This window comes from Acidovorax bellezanensis, from assembly GCF_025421555.1.
Lineage (GTDB): Bacteria > Pseudomonadota > Gammaproteobacteria > Burkholderiales > Burkholderiaceae_C > Comamonas > Comamonas bellezanensis.
The window spans coordinates 580,025-597,858 of the sequence record NZ_JAODYH010000001.1 but is presented as its reverse complement, the minus strand read 5'-3'; the positions used below and the strand labels follow the sequence as shown (position 1 = coordinate 597,858).

15 protein-coding genes and 1 riboswitch are annotated in these 17,834 nt (G+C 65.7%); all 15 genes read left to right on the top strand.

The features are described 5' to 3' along the window. Positions 1 to 22 precede the first annotated feature (22 nt). The gene (locus tag N0K08_RS02685) at positions 23 to 1,276 is read left to right on the top strand and encodes a lipoprotein-releasing ABC transporter permease subunit (protein ID WP_261498438.1); all 1,254 of its coding nucleotides are present in this window, start codon (positions 23 to 25) and stop codon (positions 1,274 to 1,276) included. Further along, positions 1,269 to 1,952: a lipoprotein-releasing ABC transporter ATP-binding protein LolD gene (gene lolD, locus N0K08_RS02680; RefSeq protein WP_261498437.1), complete on the top strand. Its 684-nt coding sequence runs from the start codon at positions 1,269 to 1,271 to the stop codon at positions 1,950 to 1,952. Before N0K08_RS02685 ends, lolD begins: the two co-directional genes overlap by 8 nt. Positions 1,953 to 1,962: 10 nt before the next feature. Continuing rightward, entirely contained in the window at positions 1,963 to 2,778 is an 816-nt protein-coding gene (locus N0K08_RS02675) for a TatD family hydrolase (RefSeq protein ID WP_261498436.1), read from the top strand. Between the two features lie 40 nt (positions 2,779 to 2,818). Continuing rightward, complete coding sequence (locus N0K08_RS02670; RefSeq protein WP_261498435.1) at positions 2,819 to 3,454, top strand: DNA-deoxyinosine glycosylase; 636 nt, start codon at positions 2,819 to 2,821, stop codon at positions 3,452 to 3,454. Then, positions 3,451 to 4,218 (top strand): spermine/spermidine synthase domain-containing protein, encoded by a 768-nt coding sequence (locus N0K08_RS02665; protein ID WP_261498434.1) that lies wholly within the window; start codon positions 3,451 to 3,453, stop codon positions 4,216 to 4,218. The genes N0K08_RS02670 and N0K08_RS02665 overlap by 4 nt, the downstream gene beginning before the upstream one ends. A 30-nt stretch (positions 4,219 to 4,248) precedes the next feature. Beyond that, entirely contained in the window at positions 4,249 to 4,584 is a 336-nt protein-coding gene (locus N0K08_RS02660) for a FlxA-like family protein (protein ID WP_261498433.1), read from the top strand. 90 nt (positions 4,585 to 4,674) lie between these two features. After that, the gene (locus tag N0K08_RS02655) at positions 4,675 to 6,489 is read left to right on the top strand and encodes a GspE/PulE family protein (RefSeq protein ID WP_261498432.1); all 1,815 of its coding nucleotides are present in this window, start codon (positions 4,675 to 4,677) and stop codon (positions 6,487 to 6,489) included. A gap of 193 nt (positions 6,490 to 6,682) precedes the next feature. After that, positions 6,683 to 7,171, top strand: a complete 489-nt coding sequence (locus N0K08_RS02650) for a tripartite tricarboxylate transporter TctB family protein (RefSeq protein WP_261498431.1) — start codon at positions 6,683 to 6,685, stop codon at positions 7,169 to 7,171. A 13-nt stretch (positions 7,172 to 7,184) separates the two neighbouring features. Then, positions 7,185 to 8,696 (top strand): tripartite tricarboxylate transporter permease, encoded by a 1,512-nt coding sequence (locus N0K08_RS02645; protein WP_261498430.1) that lies wholly within the window; start codon positions 7,185 to 7,187, stop codon positions 8,694 to 8,696. Positions 8,697 to 8,954: 258 nt separating this feature from the next. Next, a riboswitch (cyclic di-GMP riboswitch) is annotated at positions 8,955 to 9,047 on the top strand. A 176-nt stretch (positions 9,048 to 9,223) separates the two neighbouring features. Beyond that, the gene (locus N0K08_RS02640) at positions 9,224 to 10,945 is read left to right on the top strand and encodes a methyl-accepting chemotaxis protein (protein WP_261498429.1); all 1,722 of its coding nucleotides are present in this window, start codon (positions 9,224 to 9,226) and stop codon (positions 10,943 to 10,945) included. Between the two features lie 54 nt (positions 10,946 to 10,999). Next, positions 11,000 to 12,304 carry a DUF3422 family protein gene (locus N0K08_RS02635; RefSeq protein ID WP_261498428.1) on the top strand — a complete coding sequence of 435 codons (1,305 nt, stop codon included), beginning with the start codon at positions 11,000 to 11,002 and terminating at the stop codon, positions 12,302 to 12,304. A 54-nt stretch (positions 12,305 to 12,358) separates the two neighbouring features. Further along, a complete protein-coding gene (locus tag N0K08_RS02630; RefSeq protein WP_261498427.1) occupies positions 12,359 to 13,156 on the top strand; it encodes an SDR family oxidoreductase in 798 nt (265 codons plus the stop codon). Between the two features lie 96 nt (positions 13,157 to 13,252). After that, the gene (locus N0K08_RS02625; RefSeq protein ID WP_261498426.1) at positions 13,253 to 15,916 is read left to right on the top strand and encodes a putative bifunctional diguanylate cyclase/phosphodiesterase; all 2,664 of its coding nucleotides are present in this window, start codon (positions 13,253 to 13,255) and stop codon (positions 15,914 to 15,916) included. Positions 15,917 to 15,979: 63 nt separating this feature from the next. After that, entirely contained in the window at positions 15,980 to 16,960 is a 981-nt protein-coding gene (locus tag N0K08_RS02620) for a quinone oxidoreductase family protein (protein ID WP_261498425.1), read from the top strand. After that, positions 16,957 to 17,769 carry an NUDIX hydrolase gene (locus N0K08_RS02615; protein WP_261498424.1) on the top strand — a complete coding sequence of 271 codons (813 nt, stop codon included), beginning with the start codon at positions 16,957 to 16,959 and terminating at the stop codon, positions 17,767 to 17,769. Before N0K08_RS02620 ends, N0K08_RS02615 begins: the two co-directional genes overlap by 4 nt. The last annotated feature ends 65 nt before the right edge of the window (positions 17,770 to 17,834 follow it).

Sequence of the window (17,834 nt, the reverse complement as noted above, 5' to 3'; positions counted from 1 at the left end):
GCAATGCCACAATGCCGACACCATGCAAATACCCTATGAGCTGGCCTTGGGCTGGCGTTACACCCGTGCGGGGCGCGCGACGCGTCGCAACGGCTTCATTTCTTTCATTTCCGGCGTGTCCATGTTGGGCATTGCGCTGGGCGTGGCCGCGCTGATCATCGTGCTCAGCGTGATGAACGGCTTCCAGAAGGAAGTACGCGACCGCATGCTCAGCGTGGTCTCGCACATTGAAATCTTCGCGCCCCAGGGCGCGGCCTTGCCCAGCCTGGAGCGCACGCTGGCCGAAGCCAAGCAAAACCCGCAAGTGATAGGCGCAGCGCCGTTCGTCGCTTCCCAGGCGCTGCTGGCGCGCGGCGAAGACATGAAAGGCGCGCTGGTGCGCGGCATCGATCCGGCGCGCGAAGCCGAAGTCACCGAGCTGGCCGAAGCCAATGCCCAGGCGCTGGCCCAATTGGTGCCTGGCGAGTTCCGCGTCGTGCTGGGCAGTGAACTGGCGCGCTCGCTGGGCGTGCGGCGCGGCGATGCCGTCACGCTGATCGTGCCCGGCGGCCAGGTCACACCGGCCGGCGTCGTGCCGCGCCTCAAGCAGATGACGGTGGCCGGGACCTTTGATTCCGGCCATTACGAATACGACTCGGCGCTGGTGCTGCTGCACTACCAGGATGCGGAGCGGCTGTTCCGCCTCGAAGGCCCGACCGGCGTGCGCCTGAAGCTCAAGGACTTGCACGAAGCGCCCAAGGTGGCACGCGAGCTGGCCGACACGCTCAGCGACCACCTGCTGATCCGCGACTGGACGCAGCAGAACAAGACCTGGTTCTCGGCCGTGCAGCTGGAAAAACGCATGATGTTCATCATCCTCACGCTGATCGTCGCCGTGGCCGCGTTCAACCTGGTGTCGACGCTGGTCATGACCGTGACCGACAAGCGCGCCGACATCGCCATCCTGCGCACGCTGGGCGCGAGCCCGCGCAGCATCATGGGCATCTTCATGGTCCAGGGGGCCATGGTCGGTGTGATCGGCACGCTGGGCGGACTGGCCCTGGGCCTGGGCATCGCGCTGAACATCGACGTGATCGTGCCGGCCATAGAGCATGCGTTCAACGCCAGCTTCCTGCCCAAGGACATTTACCTGATCAGCAAGATGCCCAGCGAGCCGCAAAGCTCGGACATCGCGCCGATTGCCGTGATTTCCCTCATCCTGTCCTTTGTGGCAACGATTTATCCCAGCTGGCGCGCCAGCCGCGTGAACCCGGCGGAGGCGCTGCGTTATGAATAATTCCCAAGCCGTAGTGTTGCAGGCGCGTGCGCTGAGCAAGCGTTTTACCGAAGGGCGCCTGGATGTGCAGGTGCTGCGCAGCGTCGATCTGTCGGTGGCCGCGGGCGAGACCCTGGCCGTGGTCGGTGCCTCGGGTTCGGGCAAAAGCACTTTGCTGCATTTGCTCGGCGGCCTGGATGCGCCCAGCGACGGCAGCGTCTGGCTCAAGGGCCAGGCACTGGAGCAGCTGTCGCCGACGGAGCAGGGCCAGCTGCGCAACCAGCACCTGGGCTTCATCTACCAGTTCCACCACCTGTTGCCCGAGTTCAGCGCGCTGGACAATGTGGCCATGCCGCTGCGCATACGCCGCCTGCCCGTGGCCGAATGCCGCGAGCGTGCGCGCCAGATGCTCACGGCCGTGGGCCTGCAGGACCGGGTCCAGCACCGCCCTTCCGAACTGTCGGGCGGCGAGCGCCAGCGCGTGGCGATTGCCCGTGCCCTGGTGACCGAGCCGGCCTGCGTGCTGGCCGACGAGCCCACGGGCAATCTGGACCGCAGCACGGCCGACGGCGTGTTCGCGCTGATGCTGGGCCTGGCGCGCGACAAGGGCACGGCCTTCGTGATGGTCACGCACGACGAATCGCTGGCCGCCAAGTGCGACCGGGTGGTGCGCCTGGTGCAGGGGCAGTTGAACTGAGGCTTTGCCCATGTGGATAGACAGCCACTGCCACCTGGACGCGTCGGAATTCGACGCCGACCGGGCGGCGGTGCGCGCCGCGGCCCGCGGCGCGGGCGTGGGCCACTGCGTGATTCCGGCCGTGGAGCGCGGCAACTGGCAGACCGTGCGCGACCTGGCCCATGCCCAGGGCGACAGCTATGCCTTGGGCATTCACCCCTTGTTCACGCCCCGGGCGGGCGCGGACGATATCGACCATCTGGCCCAGGCGCTGGCCGCGCAGCGCAATGACCCGCGGCTGCTGGCCGTGGGCGAGATCGGGCTGGATTTCTTCGTGCCCGGGCTGGATGCCGGACAGCAGCTGCAGATCTACCGTGCGCAGATCCAGCTGGCGCGTCGCTTCGACCTGCCGGTGATCCTGCATGTGCGCCAGTCCAGCGACCGCCTGCTGCAGGTGCTGCGCGCTGCGCCCGTTCGCGGCGGCATCGCCCATGCGTTCAACGGCAGCGCGCAACAGGCCCAGGCCTTTGTCGACCTGGGCTTCAAGCTGGGTTTTGGCGGTGCCGTGACCTATGAGCGCGCCCTCAAGCTGCGCCGGCTCGCGGCCGAGCTGCCGCTGTCGGCGCTGGTCATGGAAACCGACGCCCCCGACATCCCGCCCCACTGGATCTATGCCACGGCCGAGCAACGCTCCGCCGGCCAGCCCCAGGGCCGCAACAGCCCGGCCGAGCTGCCGCGCATTGCGGCGGTCATCGCCGAACTGCGCGGCATCCCTGTAGAAGACTTGGCCCAGGCCACGACGGCCAATGCCTGCGCCGCTCTGCCGGGCTTGGCCGCCTTGCTCTGAATACTGCCTGCCCAGCGTGCAGGACTGGTTTCGGGCCAGAATGCAGGCCATGTCCGTGACCCCTCACCTGTCTCCCGCAACTGCGCCTGCCTTGTCGGCTCCGGTGCAGGGCGCGGATGCCCGCCTGCAGGGGCTGGCGCCGGTGGTCGGGCCGCGGACGCAGTTGCTGGTGCTGGGCAGTTTCCCGGGCGTGGCCTCGCTGGCCGTCCAGCAGTACTATGCTCACCCGCAAAACCAGTTCTGGCGCCTGTTGCAGGCGCTGTGGCCGGCGCACCCCCAGCCGGGGCCGCAGGACTACGCCGGGCGCTGTGCCTGGTTGCTGGAGCGCGGGCTGGGCCTGTGGGACGTGTATGACAGCTGCGAGCGCCAGGGCAGCCTGGACGCGGCCATACGCCGCCCGCAGGTCAACGATTTCGCCGCGCTGCGCGCGCGCTGCCCGCAATTGCGGGGCCTGGCGCACAACGGCGCCGAGAGCTTTCGCCATGCGGGCGCAGCCCTGGCAGCGCTGAACGAGGCCGGGGCATACCCGCCTGGGGCATACCCGCCAGGGGCGAGCGTGCCCTTGCAGGCCTTCAAGCTGCCTTCGACCAGCCCTGCGAATGCGGCCTGGAGTTTTGAACGTAAACGGATGGCCTGGCACGATGCCCTGGCCGCTTTTGGATTGGTGACGAAGTGAGCCGCAATAAAACCGACAGCGAAGAGCTGCCCGAAGTCAGTGTCTCGGACGATGGTGAAGTGCGCCATCTGCACCTGGGAACGCCCTGGATCCAGGGCTCGATGCGGATCAAGGAGCCGTTCGCGCTCGAGTTGGAGTACGTGCAGCGCATGATGGCCTGGCTGCTGTTTGTCGATCCGGCCAGCGTGACCAAGCGCTACGCCGTGCAGCTGGGCCTGGGGGCCGGTGCGATCACCAAGTTCTGCCACAAGAAACTGCGCATGCAGACCACGGCCATCGAACTCAATCCCCAGGTGATCGCCGTGTGCCACAGCTGGTTCAAGCTGCCGCACAACGGCCCGCGCCTGCAGGTGGTGCTGGCCGACGCGGCCGAGGAAATCCGCCGCCCCGGTTGGGAAAACCAGGTGGATGCGCTGGCCGTCGACCTGTATGACCACGACGCGGCCGCGCCGGTGCTCGACAGCGCCGAGTTCTATGCCGACTGCCGGGCGCTGCTGACCGAAGACGGCTGCATGACGGTGAACCTGTTCGGGCGCTCGTCGAGCTTTGAGAAAAGCCTGGCAAAGATGGCCGAAGCCTTTGGCGAAGACGCCTTGTGGGCCTTCAAGCCCACGCGCGAAGGCAATACCGTGGTGCTGGCCCAGCGCACGGCTTCGCGCCCCACGCGTGCCGTGCTCGACGAGCGCGCGCAAATGATCCAGGCCCGCTGGGATCTGCCCGCCGCCAAGTGGCCCCGCGGCTTCAAACCCGTGGTCAAGCGCTGAGCGAGGACGTATACGGGCACAATGCTGAGCATGCAAGTCTCCTCTTCTTCTTCCATGCCGGCCAGCAGTGCTCGCGACACGGCCAGCCAGATAGCGCAACTGCAGACGCAGCTCAAATCCTTGACGCAGAAGCTCAAGTCGCTGGCCACGTCCGATGTGGATGCCAAAACCAAGAAGATGCAGCAGGAACTGCTGCAGGCGCAAATGATGGCGGTGCAGGCCCAGATCGGTGCCTTGCAGCGCGCACAGCAGCAAGCGCAGGAGCAAAAGATGCGCTCCGAGCCTCCCGCGCCGGTCGAGCCGGCCACGGGCGAGCGCGCCCGGGCGGCGACGACCCTGGGTTCGCAGGTCGATACCTTCGCCTGACAGCGTCGCGCGCAGGCGCGGCTGCGTTTACAGTGGGAGGCCAGGCGCCGGCGGACTGTCCCCGGCGCCGTGGAACATCCTGGCTGCCCCATGTCCTCCTCTTCGCTTTCTTCCCCCGCAAACGCCAAGGCCCAGGCAGGCGCCACGCCGCCTGAAACCGGGCCGCTGCAGTGGCGCCGCATCGTCCAGTGGCTGCAGGCCGACGGCGTGATCTCGGCTGAAGAGGCCGAGCGCACGGTACTGCGCTGCTCGCAGGCCGAAAGCAGTCTGCACCCGCTGGTGCGGCTGGCCCATGTGGCCATGGAGCGTGCCGATGGCGCGCCGCCGCTGGATGTCGAAGCGCTGACGCAGTACGTGGCGCAGCGCTGCGGCCTGGCCTATCTGCGCATCGATCCGCTGCGCGTCGATGCCGGCCGGGTGGCTGAAACCATGAGCGCGAGCTACGCCGAGCGCCACAAGGTGCTGCCGGTGCAGGTCACGGCCGAGGAAGTGGTGGTGGCCACGGCCGAGCCCCTGGTCGATGACTGGGTGGCCGAAGTGCAGCGCCAGGCAAGGCGCAAGGTGCGCCGGGTGATGGCCAACCCGCTGGAAATCAAGCGTTTGACGGTCGAGTTCTTCGCGCTGGCCAAGTCGGTGCGCGCGGCGCAAAAAAGTGGCGGCGCAGCCAGCACCGTCAGCTTCGAACAGCTGGTGGAGCTGGGCAATGCCAACAAGCAGCTCGATGCCAACGACCAGGGCGTGGTCAAGGTGGTGGACTGGCTGTGGCAGTACGCGTTCGACCAGCGCGCCAGCGACATCCATCTGGAGCCCCGGCGCGAGCAGGGCGTGATCCGCTTTCGCATCGACGGCGTGCTGCACCCGGTCTACCACCTGCCCATGGGCGTGCTCAATGCCATGGTGGCGCGGATCAAGCTGCTGGGACGCATCGATGTGATGGAGAAGCGCCGCCCCCAGGACGGCCGTATCAAGACCCGCAATCCACGCGGCGATGAAGTGGAAATGCGGCTGTCGACCTTGCCCACGGCCTTCGGCGAAAAAATGGTGATGCGGATCTTCGATCCCGACAATGCGGTCAAGGACCTGGCGGCTCTGGGCTTCTCGCCGCACGACGCCCAGCGTTGGGAGTCCCTGGTGCGCAGCCCCCACGGCATCATCCTGGTGACGGGCCCGACGGGCTCGGGCAAGACCACCACGCTGTACGCCACGCTCAAGCGCATCGCCACCGAAGCCGTGAACGTCAGCACGGTGGAAGACCCCATAGAAATGATAGAGCCCAGCTTCAACCAGACCCAGGTCCAGACGCAGCTCGATTTCGGCTTCACCGAAGGCCTGCGGGCCCTGATGCGCCAGGACCCGGACATCATCATGGTCGGCGAAATCCGCGACCTGGCGACGGCCGAAATGGCGGTGCAGGCGGCCCTCACGGGCCATCTGGTGTTCTCCACGCTGCACACCAACGACGCGCCCAGCGCGGTGAGTCGCCTGATGGAGCTGGGCGTGCCCTCTTATCTGATCAACGCCACCTTGCTGGGCGTTCTGGCCCAGCGGCTGGTGCGCACGCTGTGCGCACAGTGCAAGCAGCCCGATGACCAGGCGGGCGCGGAAAGCCTGGTCGAAGCCGTCAAACCCTGGAAGCTCAACGGCGGCTACCGCCCCTTCCAGCCCGTGGGCTGCACGGACTGCCGCATGACGGGATTTCGTGGCCGCACGGGCCTGTACGAGCTGCTCACCGTCAGCGAAGCGCTCAAGGAGCGCATCCATGTCGCGCCCTCCATCGACGACCTGCGCCGCCAGGCCGTGGCCGACGGCATGCGCCCGCTGCGCCTGGCCGGTGCGCTGCGCGTGGCCGAAGGCATGACTACGCTGTCCGAAGTCGTCGCCGGCACGCCTACGCTCGCTCAGTGAAAACCCTTGATGGTCTGCGCGAAAAGGCCTGCTGAAATTTCCGAAACCCAGGCTGCATGCGGGCTGTAGCCCGATTTCTAGGGTCGGAAGGTAGGCCGTAAGGAATCGCCTTTGTAGGTGGAATCCACATCCGGACACAACTATTGAGGCTGCACAATCGCGCCATCGTGATTTCCGTCTAGGAGACATTTTTGTGAAAATCAAGAGTCAAAAAGACTTTTTTTCCGGGCTGATGTTCTTGGCCATCGGCCTCGCTTTTGCGATCGGTGCGATTGACTACAACATTGGTACGGGTGCCCGCATGGGTCCTGGTTATTTCCCGATGATTCTTGGCGTGCTGATGTCCATTCTGGGCATCGCAATCGGCGCCAAGGGTCTGATCGTGGAAACGCCTGATGGCGACAAGATCGGCAAGTGGGCCTGGAAGCAAGTCTTCTTCATCCTGGCTGCCAACTTCGCTTTCGGCGTCTTGCTGGTGGGTGTTCCTGCCTTGGGCATTCCGCAGTTCGGTCTGATCGTTGCGATCTACGGCCTGGTGTTCATTGCCAGCCTGGCGGGCTACACCTTCAATGTGAAGGAAGTGGCCATCCTGGCAACCTGTTTGGCAGTGGGCAGCTATGTGGCTTTCGTCTGGGCGCTGAATTTGCAGTTCCCCGTGTGGCCTAGCTTCATCACGGGTTAAGGGAGCATCGTTCGTGGAACTTCTTGACAATCTGGCACTCGGCTTCGGCGTTGCCTTTACCTTCCAAAACCTGATTTACTGCTTCATCGGCTGTTTGTTGGGCACTCTTATCGGCATCTTGCCGGGCATCGGCCCAGTGGCGACCATCGCCATGCTGCTGCCTGCGACCTACGCCCTGCCTCCGGTGGCGGCGCTGATCATGCTGGCCGGTATTTACTACGGCGCCCAGTACGGCGGCTCGACGACTGCGATTCTGGTGAACCTGCCTGGAGAATCCTCCTCGGTGGTGACGGTGATCGACGGCTATCAGATGGCGCGAAAAGGCCGAGCGGGTCCTGCACTCGCCGCGGCTGGTATCGGTTCGTTCTTCGCTGGTTGCGTGGGCACGATCATTCTGGCTGCGTTCGCTCCTCCACTGACGGAAGTCGCCTTCAAGTTCGGCCCTGCTGAATACTTCTCGCTGATGACCCTGGGCCTGATCGGCGCTGTGGTGCTGGCTTCGGGTTCGCTGCTCAAGGCAATCGCCATGATCGTGCTGGGTCTGCTGTTCGGCATGGTCGGCACCGACGTGAACTCCGGCGTGGCACGTTACAGCTTCGACATTCCTGAACTGACCGACGGTATCGACTTTGTCGTGATCGCCATGGGTGTGTTCGGTTACGGCGAAATCATTGCCAACCTGTCCAAGCCAGAAGACGAACGCGAAGTGTTCACCGCCAAGGTGACGGGTCTGATGCCTACGAAGGAAGACTTCAAGCGCATGTGGCCCGCCATGATTCGCGGCACCATCCTGGGTTCGGCACTGGGCATCTTGCCTGGTGGCGGTGCCATGCTGTCGGCTTTTGCTGCCTACACCATCGAAAAGAAGACCAAGCTCAAGCCGGGCGAAGTTCCTTTCGGTCAAGGCAACATCCGTGGCGTGTGTGCTCCTGAGTCGGCCAACAACGCCGGTTCGCAGACTTCGTTCATTCCCCTGCTGACGCTGGGCATCCCCCCGAACGCCGTGATGGCGCTGATGGTGGGCGCGATGACGATCCACAACATCCAGCCTGGTCCCCAGGTGATGACGAGCAACCCGGAACTGTTCTGGGGCCTGATCGCTTCGATGTGGCTGGGCAACCTGATGCTGATCATCTTGAACCTGCCGTTGATCGGTATCTGGATCAAGCTGCTGACGGTTCCTTACCGCTGGCTGTTCCCCGCCATCGTGCTGTTCTGCGCGATCGGTGTGTACGGCACGAAGAACAGCGAGTTCGACGTGTGGATGGTTGGTATCTTCGGTTTCGTCGGCTATGTGTTCCACAAGCTGGGCACCGAACCCGCACCGCTGCTGCTGGGCTTCATCCTGGGTCCAATGATGGAAGAAAACCTGCGTCGCGCTCTGCTGCTGTCGCGTGGTGACTGGAGCGTGTTTGTGACCCGTCCCATCTCCGCTGGTTTCCTGATCGCTGCCGTGTTGCTGCTGGTCATCGTGTTGATGCCTGCGGTGAAGAACCGCCGCGAGGAAGCATTCGTCGAAGAATGACGATGTGACCTGGCTCCACGCTCCTGACGGAACGTGGAACAGCATCCAAAAACGGCACCCTCGGGTGCCGTTTTTTTTGCCCTGAAACCGCCCCAGCCCCAAGGCGACCTGCCAAGAAATCCAGTGCATTCCGCATCAGCCACCAGATTTACCCAGGTTGTTTCAAAAAGTGTCAAGAGTTACGAATGATGCCTCTGCGCATGCCTGGGGCATTGCGCGTGGCGTCCGGGGAATCAGTGATTACCCCTAGAATTTTCGTTTTGACAAAGGCACACCCGTTCGAAAGGCGGAGTCGCAAAGCCATCGGTCTACCGCCTGCATTCCAGAGGCCACGATTGCGAGGCTGCAAAACGAATGGAAGGCGGGGCGCTGTGTGCGCTGCGGCTCCCGTGCGCGGGGCTCCCCCTGCTGGCATGCCAGCGCCTGGGGTGGGCGACTTCCTTGTCTTCGACGTCTGCACTGGCCTGGGGCCGGTTGCGTGGTGCTGCCTGATGCGCAGCGCGCGTGAGACGAAAGACGAGAACACCATGAAGATGAACCATATCCGCGTAGCGTCCAAGCTATGGGCCACCCTGTTGGGCATGCTGGCCCTGATGCTGGCCGCCAGCCTGCTGACCCAGTCGCGCATGAACAGCGCCATGCACCAGGCCTTGCAGGACGTCAGCGTGTACGAAGCCCAGATCCGGCGCGCCGTGCAGTGGAGCGGCGTGATGGGCGACTACATCGAGCGCACGCTGGCCAGCGTTGCCACCAATGAAGAGCACATCGAAAAGCTGTTCACCGAGCGTGTGAAGCTCAGCGTCACCGAAGCCGCCCAGGTCAAGCAGCAGATCCAGCAGGTACTGAGCACGCCGCAGGACAAGCTTGCGCTCGACAAGGTGGATGCCGCGCGCGCGGACATGGACAAGGTGCTGGAGCAACTAGCCGATGTGCGGGCTTCGGATGCCTATACGGCCCGCCGCGATTTCGCGTTCAATGACTTTCTGCCCAAGGCCAATGCCTACCGCGAAGCGCTGGCAGCCTTTGTCACGCTGCAGGAATCGCAGCGCGATGCGAGCATTGCCGAAGCCGACGCGGACAGCCGCAACACCGCGCTGGTGGGCTTGGCCATCTCCCTGCTGGTGGTCGCCGTCGCCATGGTGCTGGCCGCGATGCTGGTGCGTTCCATTGTCCAGCCTTTGCGCCAGTCGGTGGATCTGGCCCGCCAGTTGAGCGCCGGCGATCTCACGGCGACCGTGCGCCATGACCGCAAGGACGAATTTGGCGAGCTGCTCGACGCCATGGGCGGCATGGCGGAGCGCTTGCGCAGCGTCGTGGGCGAAGTGCGCACGGGCGTGGAATCGGTGTCTTCGGCCGCGGGCCAGATTGCCACCGGCAACCAGGATCTGTCGGCGCGCACCGAGCAGACCGCGGCCAACCTGGAAGAAACCGCGGCCAGCGTGGAAGAGCTCGCTGCCACGGTCACCCAGTCGGCCGACACGGCCCGCGAAGCCAACCAGTTGGCCGCCACGGCCGCCGAAGCCGCCGAACGCGGCGGCACCGTGGTCAATTCCGTGGTGGCCAGCATGCAGCAGATCACCGACAGCAGCCGCAAGATCGCCGACATCATCGGCGTGATCGACGGCATTGCTTTCCAGACCAATATCCTGGCGCTGAACGCCGCCGTGGAAGCGGCGCGCGCGGGCGAGCAGGGCCGGGGCTTTGCCGTGGTGGCCAGCGAAGTGCGCAGCCTCGCGCAGCGCAGCGCCGAAGCCGCCAAGGAAATCAAGGGCCTGATCGATACCAGCGTGGAGAATGTCCAGGCGGGATCGGCCCAGGTCAGCGAAGCCGGCCGCAGCATGGACGACATCGTGCACAGCGTGCGCCGTGTCAGCGACCTGATCAGCGAAATCACGGCCTCGGCTGGCGAGCAGCGCGACGGTATTCACCAGGTCAACCAGGCGGTGACCAATCTCGACCAGATGACGCAGCAAAACGCGGCCCTGGTGGAAGAGTCGAGCGCTGCGGCCACGGCCATGAGCGAGCAGGCACAACGCCTGGCCGACGTGGTGGCGGTTTTCAAGGTCGGCCAGACGTCGGTGACCCGGCCTGCTCCGGCGCTCGCGCCCGCAGGCAAGGCAGCGCGCGTGCAGTCTCCACGTGCGACGCCGGCGAAGGCGAGCGCCGCCCCGGCATTGCCCGTGGCCAAGCCTACGCCAGCGGCACCTGCGCCGGCCCGGGCCGGCAGCGACGACTGGGAAGCCTTTTAAGCGCTGGCCGGGGCTGGACAGGCCACAATACACACCTCGTACAACGAGGTTTGCATGCTTGCTCCGACCCCCTTTGCACAGCACCCCCAGCGGGTGCAGCTGCACAATGAAATCCATGCGCGCCCGGCCGAAGTGATGGCCGCCCCGCTGGCCATCACCCAGATCGTGATGCTGGCCGATGCCGCGCAGCGCGAAGCCAGCCGGGCCCATGTGGCGCGGCTGCTGCGCGACCACCACCAGTCCCAGCCCGATGACAGCATTACCCATCTGCGCTGCGACCTCGGCGCTTTTCGCCTGCGCTGGGAACTGCACACTGAATTCGTTTCATGGACCTTCACCATCGCGCTGGACCCCGCGTCCGGCCTGGATGCGCGCGCGCCGCGCACCGCCCTGGGCAAGGTACCGCAGGAGTGGCTGGCTGCCTTGCCCGGTCAGTGCCTGAGCAGCCTGCACCTGTGGGCCTTGAATGCCGACACGGTGGACAGCCAGCGCCTGGTGCGCCACATGCTGCACGAGGAAAACGTCGTGGCCAGTGGCGTGGCCGATGCGAACGCCCAGCTGTTCACCGACTTTTCCATCCATGCCGACGGCTGCTCGCGCATGCTGGTGTTTGCCGGCGAGCAGCTGTCGCCGCGGCGCCTGGGCCGGCTGGTGCAGCGCCTGCTGGAAATCGAAACCTACCGCATGGCCGCGCTGCTGGGCCTGCCGGCCGCGCGCCATGCGGCGGCCGTGCTGGCCACGGCCGAGCGCGACCTCGCCGAACTGGCCCAGGCCATCCGCCTGGCCGACCGTGACAGCGAGCCTTTGCTGCTCGATCGCCTGACCCGTCTGGCCGCCCAGGTGGAAAGCGAATACGCCGCCACGCACTCGCGTTTTTCGGCCAGCCTGGCATATTTCGAACTGGTCGACCGGCGCATCAAGGACATCAACGAGTCGCGCCTGCCAGGCCTGCAGACCATCCAGGAGTTCATGGATCGCCGGCTTTCGCCCGCGCGCAGCACTTGCGAATGGGCCACGCGACGGCAAAATGCGCTGTCGGAACGTGTTTCGCGGGTCAGCCACCTGCTGCGCACCCGGGTGGAAATCGAGCAGCAGCAAAGCAGCCAGGCCTTGCTGGGCACCATGAACCACCGCCAGGGCATGCAACTGCAGCTGCAGTCGACCGTCGAAGGCCTGTCGGTGGCGGCCATCACTTACTATATTGTCGGATTGGTCAGTTACCTGGCCAAAGGCGCGCAGAAAATCGGCTGGCCCTGGTCGCCCGAATCTTCGGCGGCAGTGGCGATTCCGGTGGTGGCGCTGGGCGTATGGTGGTCGCTGCGCAGGCTGCACCACCGTCTGTTCCACGCCCGAGCCTGAGACATTTTTCCGCCGGGGCTGGCCCCGGTTTTCCCATCGCAGACGGAGGTTTTCATGGATTTAGGTATTGCAGGCAAGTGGGCGCTGGTGTGTGGCGCGAGCAAGGGTCTGGGCTATGGCTGCGCGCAGGCGCTGGCGGCCGAAGGTGTGAATCTGGTGATCAACGCGCGCAACCCCGAAGTGCTGGCCGAAGCGGCCCAGCGCCTCGCGGCCCTGCCCGGTGCAGGCAAAGTGATCGCGGCCGCGGCGGACATCACCACGCCCGAAGGCCGTGCGGCCGTGCTGGCTGTGGCCGGCGGCCCGGGCGTTGACTTCGACATCGTGGTGACCAATGCCGGCGGCCCGCCGCCTGGCGATTTCCGCGACTGGGACCGCGACGCCTGGCTCAAGGCCGTGGATGCGAACATGCTCACGCCCATCGAGCTGATCAAGGCCACGGTCGACGGCATGTCGGCACGTGGTTTCGGCCGCATCGTGAACATCACGTCGAGCGCCGTGAAGGCACCGATCGATATCCTGGGCCTGTCCAACGGCGCGCGCAGCGGATTGACCGGTTTTGTCGCTGGCGTGGCGCGCAGCGCGATTGCCGGCAAGGGCGTGACCATCAACAACCTGCTGCCCGGCAAGTTCGACACCGATCGCCTGAAGACCACCTTGCAGGTGGCAGCGACCAAGACGGGCAAGGACCTGGATGCCGTGCGTGAAAGCCAGCAGAGCCAGGTGCCGGTGCGCCGCTTCGGCAACCCGCAGGAGTTCGGTGCCATCTGCGCTTTCCTGTGCAGCGTGCACTCCGGTTACATGACCGGACAGAACGTGCTGGTGGACGGCGGCCTGTACCCGGGCAGCTTCTGAGAGCAGGCACATGGCCTCTTGCGGACCTCACCGTGAACAGGCTGTGTGCAGGCAGCGGGCGGCGAGCATTGCTGGCCGCAAGCGGGAGGCGGCCGCATGAAGCAAACCAGCCCCCTGGCCGGCCTGCCGTCTTCACGGCTGCGTCAGACGGCCTGGGCGCTGGTAGGCCTGCTGCTGGGGCTGATCTGCGTGGCCGCGGTATGGCTGGCCAGCGCTTTGCGCCAGGCCACGGCCGAGGACGCCGAGATGCGGCTCAAGCGCTTTGTGCTCGGCGCGGAAGTCGCGGCCAATCGCAGTTTTTCGTCCATCAGCAGTCTGCTGACTTCCAGCGATGAGTTGCTGGCACTGACCCATAGCGAAGACAACACCCGCCGCGAGAGGCTTTCCGTGGCCGAAGTGCTGGAAAGCGCCATGCAGCAAAACGCCATGGTGCGTTCGCTGTTCATCGTCGATGACCGGGGGCAGGTCTTGGTGGCGGCCGGCCATTTGTTGCGTGCCGAGCGACAGAACAGTCGCTTCCCGCCCAGCTGGTTGCAGGACCTGGCCGCGCGCAGGAATGCCAGCGTGGCCGCCGACTGGGCCGAGCTGGCGCCAGGACCCGGCGGGCGCCGCCTGTATGTGGGCCAGGTCTTGCGCAGCTATGCGACCGACCGGGGCTGGTCATTGGTGGCCGAAGTGCCCTGGACTGCGGTCAGCGCGGTGCTTCAGCAGGGCGGAAACCTGGATGGACTGGAAATCACGCTGGAGCGCGGCAGCGGTGAAACCCTGTTGAGCATTCCCGAGCGTGCCCTCGCCACACGCGGGGCGGCGCCAAGGCCGGCGCCCGGCGTGCTCCTCGCCCCCGCGCGCGTGAGCCAGGTCCCGGCGATGGTCGTGTCCCATCCGCTGGCCCATGGGAGTTTGTGGATCACGGCCAGCCTGCCGATGACGGCGGTCTACCAGGACTGGTACCAGGCCTGTGCCTGGCTGGCCGGCGGCGTGCTGCTGTTTGCACTGCTGCTGGGCGGAGTCGGTTTGCTGGTGCAAAGACATTTGCGGCGTCTGCAGGCGGCGCAGCGGCAGGTGAGCCAGGCGCAGGCCACGCTCGACCAGGCGCTGGACAGCATGGTCAGCGGCTTTTTGCTGCTCGACAGCCAGCGGTGCGTGGTGCAGTGGAATCGCCGCTATGAGGAAATGTTCCCCTGGCAGTGCAGCGCCTTGATACCGGGCGTTGCATGGGAAAGCCTGTTCCAGGCCGATGGCGGCGCGGGAATGAGCGCTGCAGAGTATGGTCCGCAGGACCAGCGCGTGTACCGGCATCTGCTGGACTATCCGGAGCATCCGCTGGAGCAAAAGCTGCCCACGGGCCGCTGGGTGCAGATGTCCGCCCGTGTCACGCGCGACGGTGGCTGGGTGATCACCTGCCACGATGTGACGGAGATGCGCGAAGCCAGCGCCGAAATTGAAAACCTGGCCTTCTACGATCCGCTGACAGGCCTGCCCAACCGCCGCCTGCTGCTGGACCGGCTGGGCCAGGCCACGGCACTGGCCGCGCGCGAAGGCTGGGTGGGGGCCTTGCTGTTCCTGGACCTGGACCAGTTCAAGATGCTCAACGATACCCAGGGCCATGAGGTCGGCGACCTGCTGCTGCAGCAGGTGGCACAGCGGCTGCAGAGCGTGCTGCGCTCTTCGGATACGGTGGCCCGCCTGGGTGGAGACGAATTCGTGGTCATGCTGACCCGCCTGTCGTCGGACCGCAGCGAGGCGGCCGCCTGGGCGCGGCATGTCGGCGAGAAGATACTGCGCCAGTTGAGCCAGCCCTATGGCCTGGGCGGCTATGTGCACCGCAGCGCCTGCAGCATAGGGGCCACGCTGTATGGCCCGCAGGTCCAGCCGCCGATCGAGCTGCTCAAGCAGGCCGATATCGCGATGTACCAGATCAAGGCGCGCAATGGCCACGGCCTGTGCTTCTTCGATCCCGAGATGCAGCAGAAGATCCAGCAGCGCGTGGATCTGGAAGCGGATCTGCGCGTGGCCTTGGCCGAGCAGCAGTTCTGCCTGTATTACCAGCCCCAGTACACGCTGCAAGGCGAAGTGCTGGGCGCCGAAGCGCTGCTGCGCTGGCAGCGCCCCGAGCACGGCCTGGTATCGCCAGGCGAGTTCATCGCGGTCGCCGAAGCCTGTGAAATCATCGTGCCGCTGGGCCAGTGGGTGATTCGCGCGGCCTGCGAGCAGCTGGCGCTGTGGCAGCGCGATCCGCGCCTGCAACAGTTGCAGCTGGCGGTGAATGTCAGCGCGCGCCAGTTCCGCCAGGCCGACTTTGTGCCGCAGGTGATGGACGTGGTGCAGGCCACGGGCGTGCAGCCGCATCTGCTCAAGCTCGAGCTGACGGAGTCGCTGGTGATCGAGGATGTGCAGGGCGCGATCGCCAAGATGCAACTGCTGCGCGCCCAGGGCGTGCATTTTTCCATGGACGACTTTGGCACCGGCCACTCGTCGCTGACCTATCTGACGCAGTTGCCGCTGCAGCAGCTCAAGATCGATCAGTCGTTCGTGCGCCATCTGGGCACGCAGCACACCGATGGCGTGATCGTGCAGACCATCATCGGCATGGCCCGCAACCTGGGGCTGGACGTGATCGCCGAAGGGGTGGAGACGCCGGTGCAAAAGGACCTGCTGGCGGCCTATGGCTGCGAGTTTTTCCAGGGCTATCTGTTCAGCCCGCCCCTGCCCATCGCTGCGTTCGATGCCTTGCTGAAGGCGTCGGTGGTGCGCAGCTGACGGCCGGTTCCATGGCAGGATGCAGGCTGGTCTTTCAGTCGATTTTTTCCAGGAGACGATGCAATGAACATGGCGGTACAAATTGCGCAGCCCGGCGGTCCCGAGCAGATGCAGCTGGTCGAAGTCGCCGTCGGCGCACCCGGCGCCGGCGAAGTGCGCATCCGGCACAAGGCGGTGGGGCTGAATTTTCTCGATGTCTACCAGCGCAGCGGTCTCTACCCTCTGCCCATGCCTTTGAACCTGGGCATGGAGGCGGCCGGCGTGATCGAAGCCGTGGGGCCTGGCGTGCAGCACCTGCAGGTCGGCGACCGCGCGGCCTACACCAGCAATCCCCCGGGCGCGTATTGCGAAGTCCGGGTCATGCCGGCCGACCGCGTATGCCGCCTGCCCGACGACATCAGTTTCGAGACCGGCGCGGCGATGATGCTCAAGGGCTTGACGGCGCAATACCTGCTCAAGAAATCGCGCCCGGTGGAAGGGCTGGAGGCGGGGGACTTCGTGCTGTTTCACGCCGCGGCTGGCGGCGTCGGCCTGATTGCCTGCCAATGGGCCAAGGCATTGGGCCTGCGCCTGATCGCCACCGCCGGCAGCGACGAGAAATGCCAGCTGGCGCTGGACAATGGCGCAGCCCATGCGATCAACTACCGGCGCGAGGACTTTGCCGCACGGGTCCATGAGATCACGCAAGGCCAGGGCGTGAAAGTCGTCTACGACTCGGTGGGCAAGGACACCTGGGAAGGCTCGCTCAAATGCCTGCGCACTTTTGGCCTGCTGGTCTGTTTTGGCAATGCGTCGGGCCCGGTGCCGGCGTTCGCGCCTTCGCTGCTGGCGGCGCGCTCGCTCTACGTCACGCGCCAGACGGTCTACAACCACATCGCCACGCGCGAATCCTGCCAGGCCATGGCCGACGACTTGTTCGCCGTGGTGCAAAGCGGCGCCGTCAAGATCCATATCGCCCAGCGCTATGCGCTGCGTGACGTGCAGCAGGCCCACCGCGACCTGGAAGCGCGCAAGACCACGGGCTCGACCATTCTCACCTTATGAATACGGCATCCGTTCCTGACTGGGTCGCGCGTTCCCGCGCCATCGCTTGCGCGCCGCCGCTGCAGCCGCGCGAAGTGCTGTACGTCGCCGGCCAGGCCGTCGGGTCGGTGCAGCGCGGGCTGCTGCTCGATCTGGGCCTGGACAATCTGCAGGCGATGGGCATCGATGTCGTGCAGCGCGATGCCAGCTGGTGGCTGCAAGCCGAAGCCGGCGACAGTGCCACGCTGGCGCTGAATCGGCTGGCGCAGGTGTTGCGCGCTGACGGGCGCTGCGGCCCGTGGCGCAATGAACAACTGGCGGTGCGCAACCCCGAAGGCGAGTGCATTGCGACCGTGGAGCGTGGCGCGGTGCGCGTGCTCGGCGTTCCCACCGAGGCCGTGCACCTGGTCGGTGTCGCGCCGGATGGACGGCTCTGGGTGCAGCAGCGTGCGGCCGACAAGGCGATGTTTCCCAACCGCTGGGACACGCTGATGGGCGGCATGGTCTCGGCCGGCGACAGCCCGGACACCGCGCTCGCGCGCGAGACCTGGGAAGAGGCCGGCCTGCGCCTGGCGGCCCTGGAGGATCTGCGCTACGGGGGATTCTTCGAGCTGGCCCAGCCCAGCGACGAAGGCGATGGCTGCGGCTACATCCACGAGCGCATCCACTGGTATGTGGTGACCGTGCCCGACGGCGTGGCACCGGACAACCAGGACGGCGAAGTCCAGGGCTTTGCACTGCTGGCCCCCGAAGTCGTTCAGGCCTGGGCGGCCAATGAGCAGTTCACCCCCGAAGCCGGCCTGGTCTGGGCGGGCTTCTGGGGCTGGTGAACATGGTGCAGGCACCGCCTCTGGCCTCAGAAACTGGCGTGTCCTAGCAAGGGGACACCGAGCAA

What these genes read in the sequence shown, in the direction of transcription:
- N0K08_RS02655 (WP_261498432.1), top strand. Translation starts at nt 4,675, where the DNA reads ATGTCCTCCTCTTCGCTTTCTTCCCCCGCAAACGCCAAGGCCCAGGCA.
- N0K08_RS02685 (WP_261498438.1), top strand. Translation starts at nt 23, where the DNA reads ATGCAAATACCCTATGAGCTGGCCTTGGGCTGGCGTTACACCCGTGCG.
- N0K08_RS02670 (WP_261498435.1), top strand. Translation starts at nt 2,819, where the DNA reads ATGCAGGCCATGTCCGTGACCCCTCACCTGTCTCCCGCAACTGCGCCT.
- N0K08_RS02635 (WP_261498428.1), top strand. Translation starts at nt 11,000, where the DNA reads ATGCTTGCTCCGACCCCCTTTGCACAGCACCCCCAGCGGGTGCAGCTG.
- N0K08_RS02630 (WP_261498427.1), top strand. Translation starts at nt 12,359, where the DNA reads ATGGATTTAGGTATTGCAGGCAAGTGGGCGCTGGTGTGTGGCGCGAGC.
- N0K08_RS02675 (WP_261498436.1), top strand. Translation starts at nt 1,963, where the DNA reads ATGTGGATAGACAGCCACTGCCACCTGGACGCGTCGGAATTCGACGCC.
- N0K08_RS02620 (WP_261498425.1), top strand. Translation starts at nt 15,980, where the DNA reads ATGAACATGGCGGTACAAATTGCGCAGCCCGGCGGTCCCGAGCAGATG.
- N0K08_RS02660 (WP_261498433.1), top strand. Translation starts at nt 4,249, where the DNA reads ATGCAAGTCTCCTCTTCTTCTTCCATGCCGGCCAGCAGTGCTCGCGAC.
- N0K08_RS02640 (WP_261498429.1), top strand. Translation starts at nt 9,224, where the DNA reads ATGAAGATGAACCATATCCGCGTAGCGTCCAAGCTATGGGCCACCCTG.
- lolD (WP_261498437.1), top strand. Translation starts at nt 1,269, where the DNA reads ATGAATAATTCCCAAGCCGTAGTGTTGCAGGCGCGTGCGCTGAGCAAG.
- N0K08_RS02625 (WP_261498426.1), top strand. Translation starts at nt 13,253, where the DNA reads ATGAAGCAAACCAGCCCCCTGGCCGGCCTGCCGTCTTCACGGCTGCGT.
- N0K08_RS02615 (WP_261498424.1), top strand. Translation starts at nt 16,957, where the DNA reads ATGAATACGGCATCCGTTCCTGACTGGGTCGCGCGTTCCCGCGCCATC.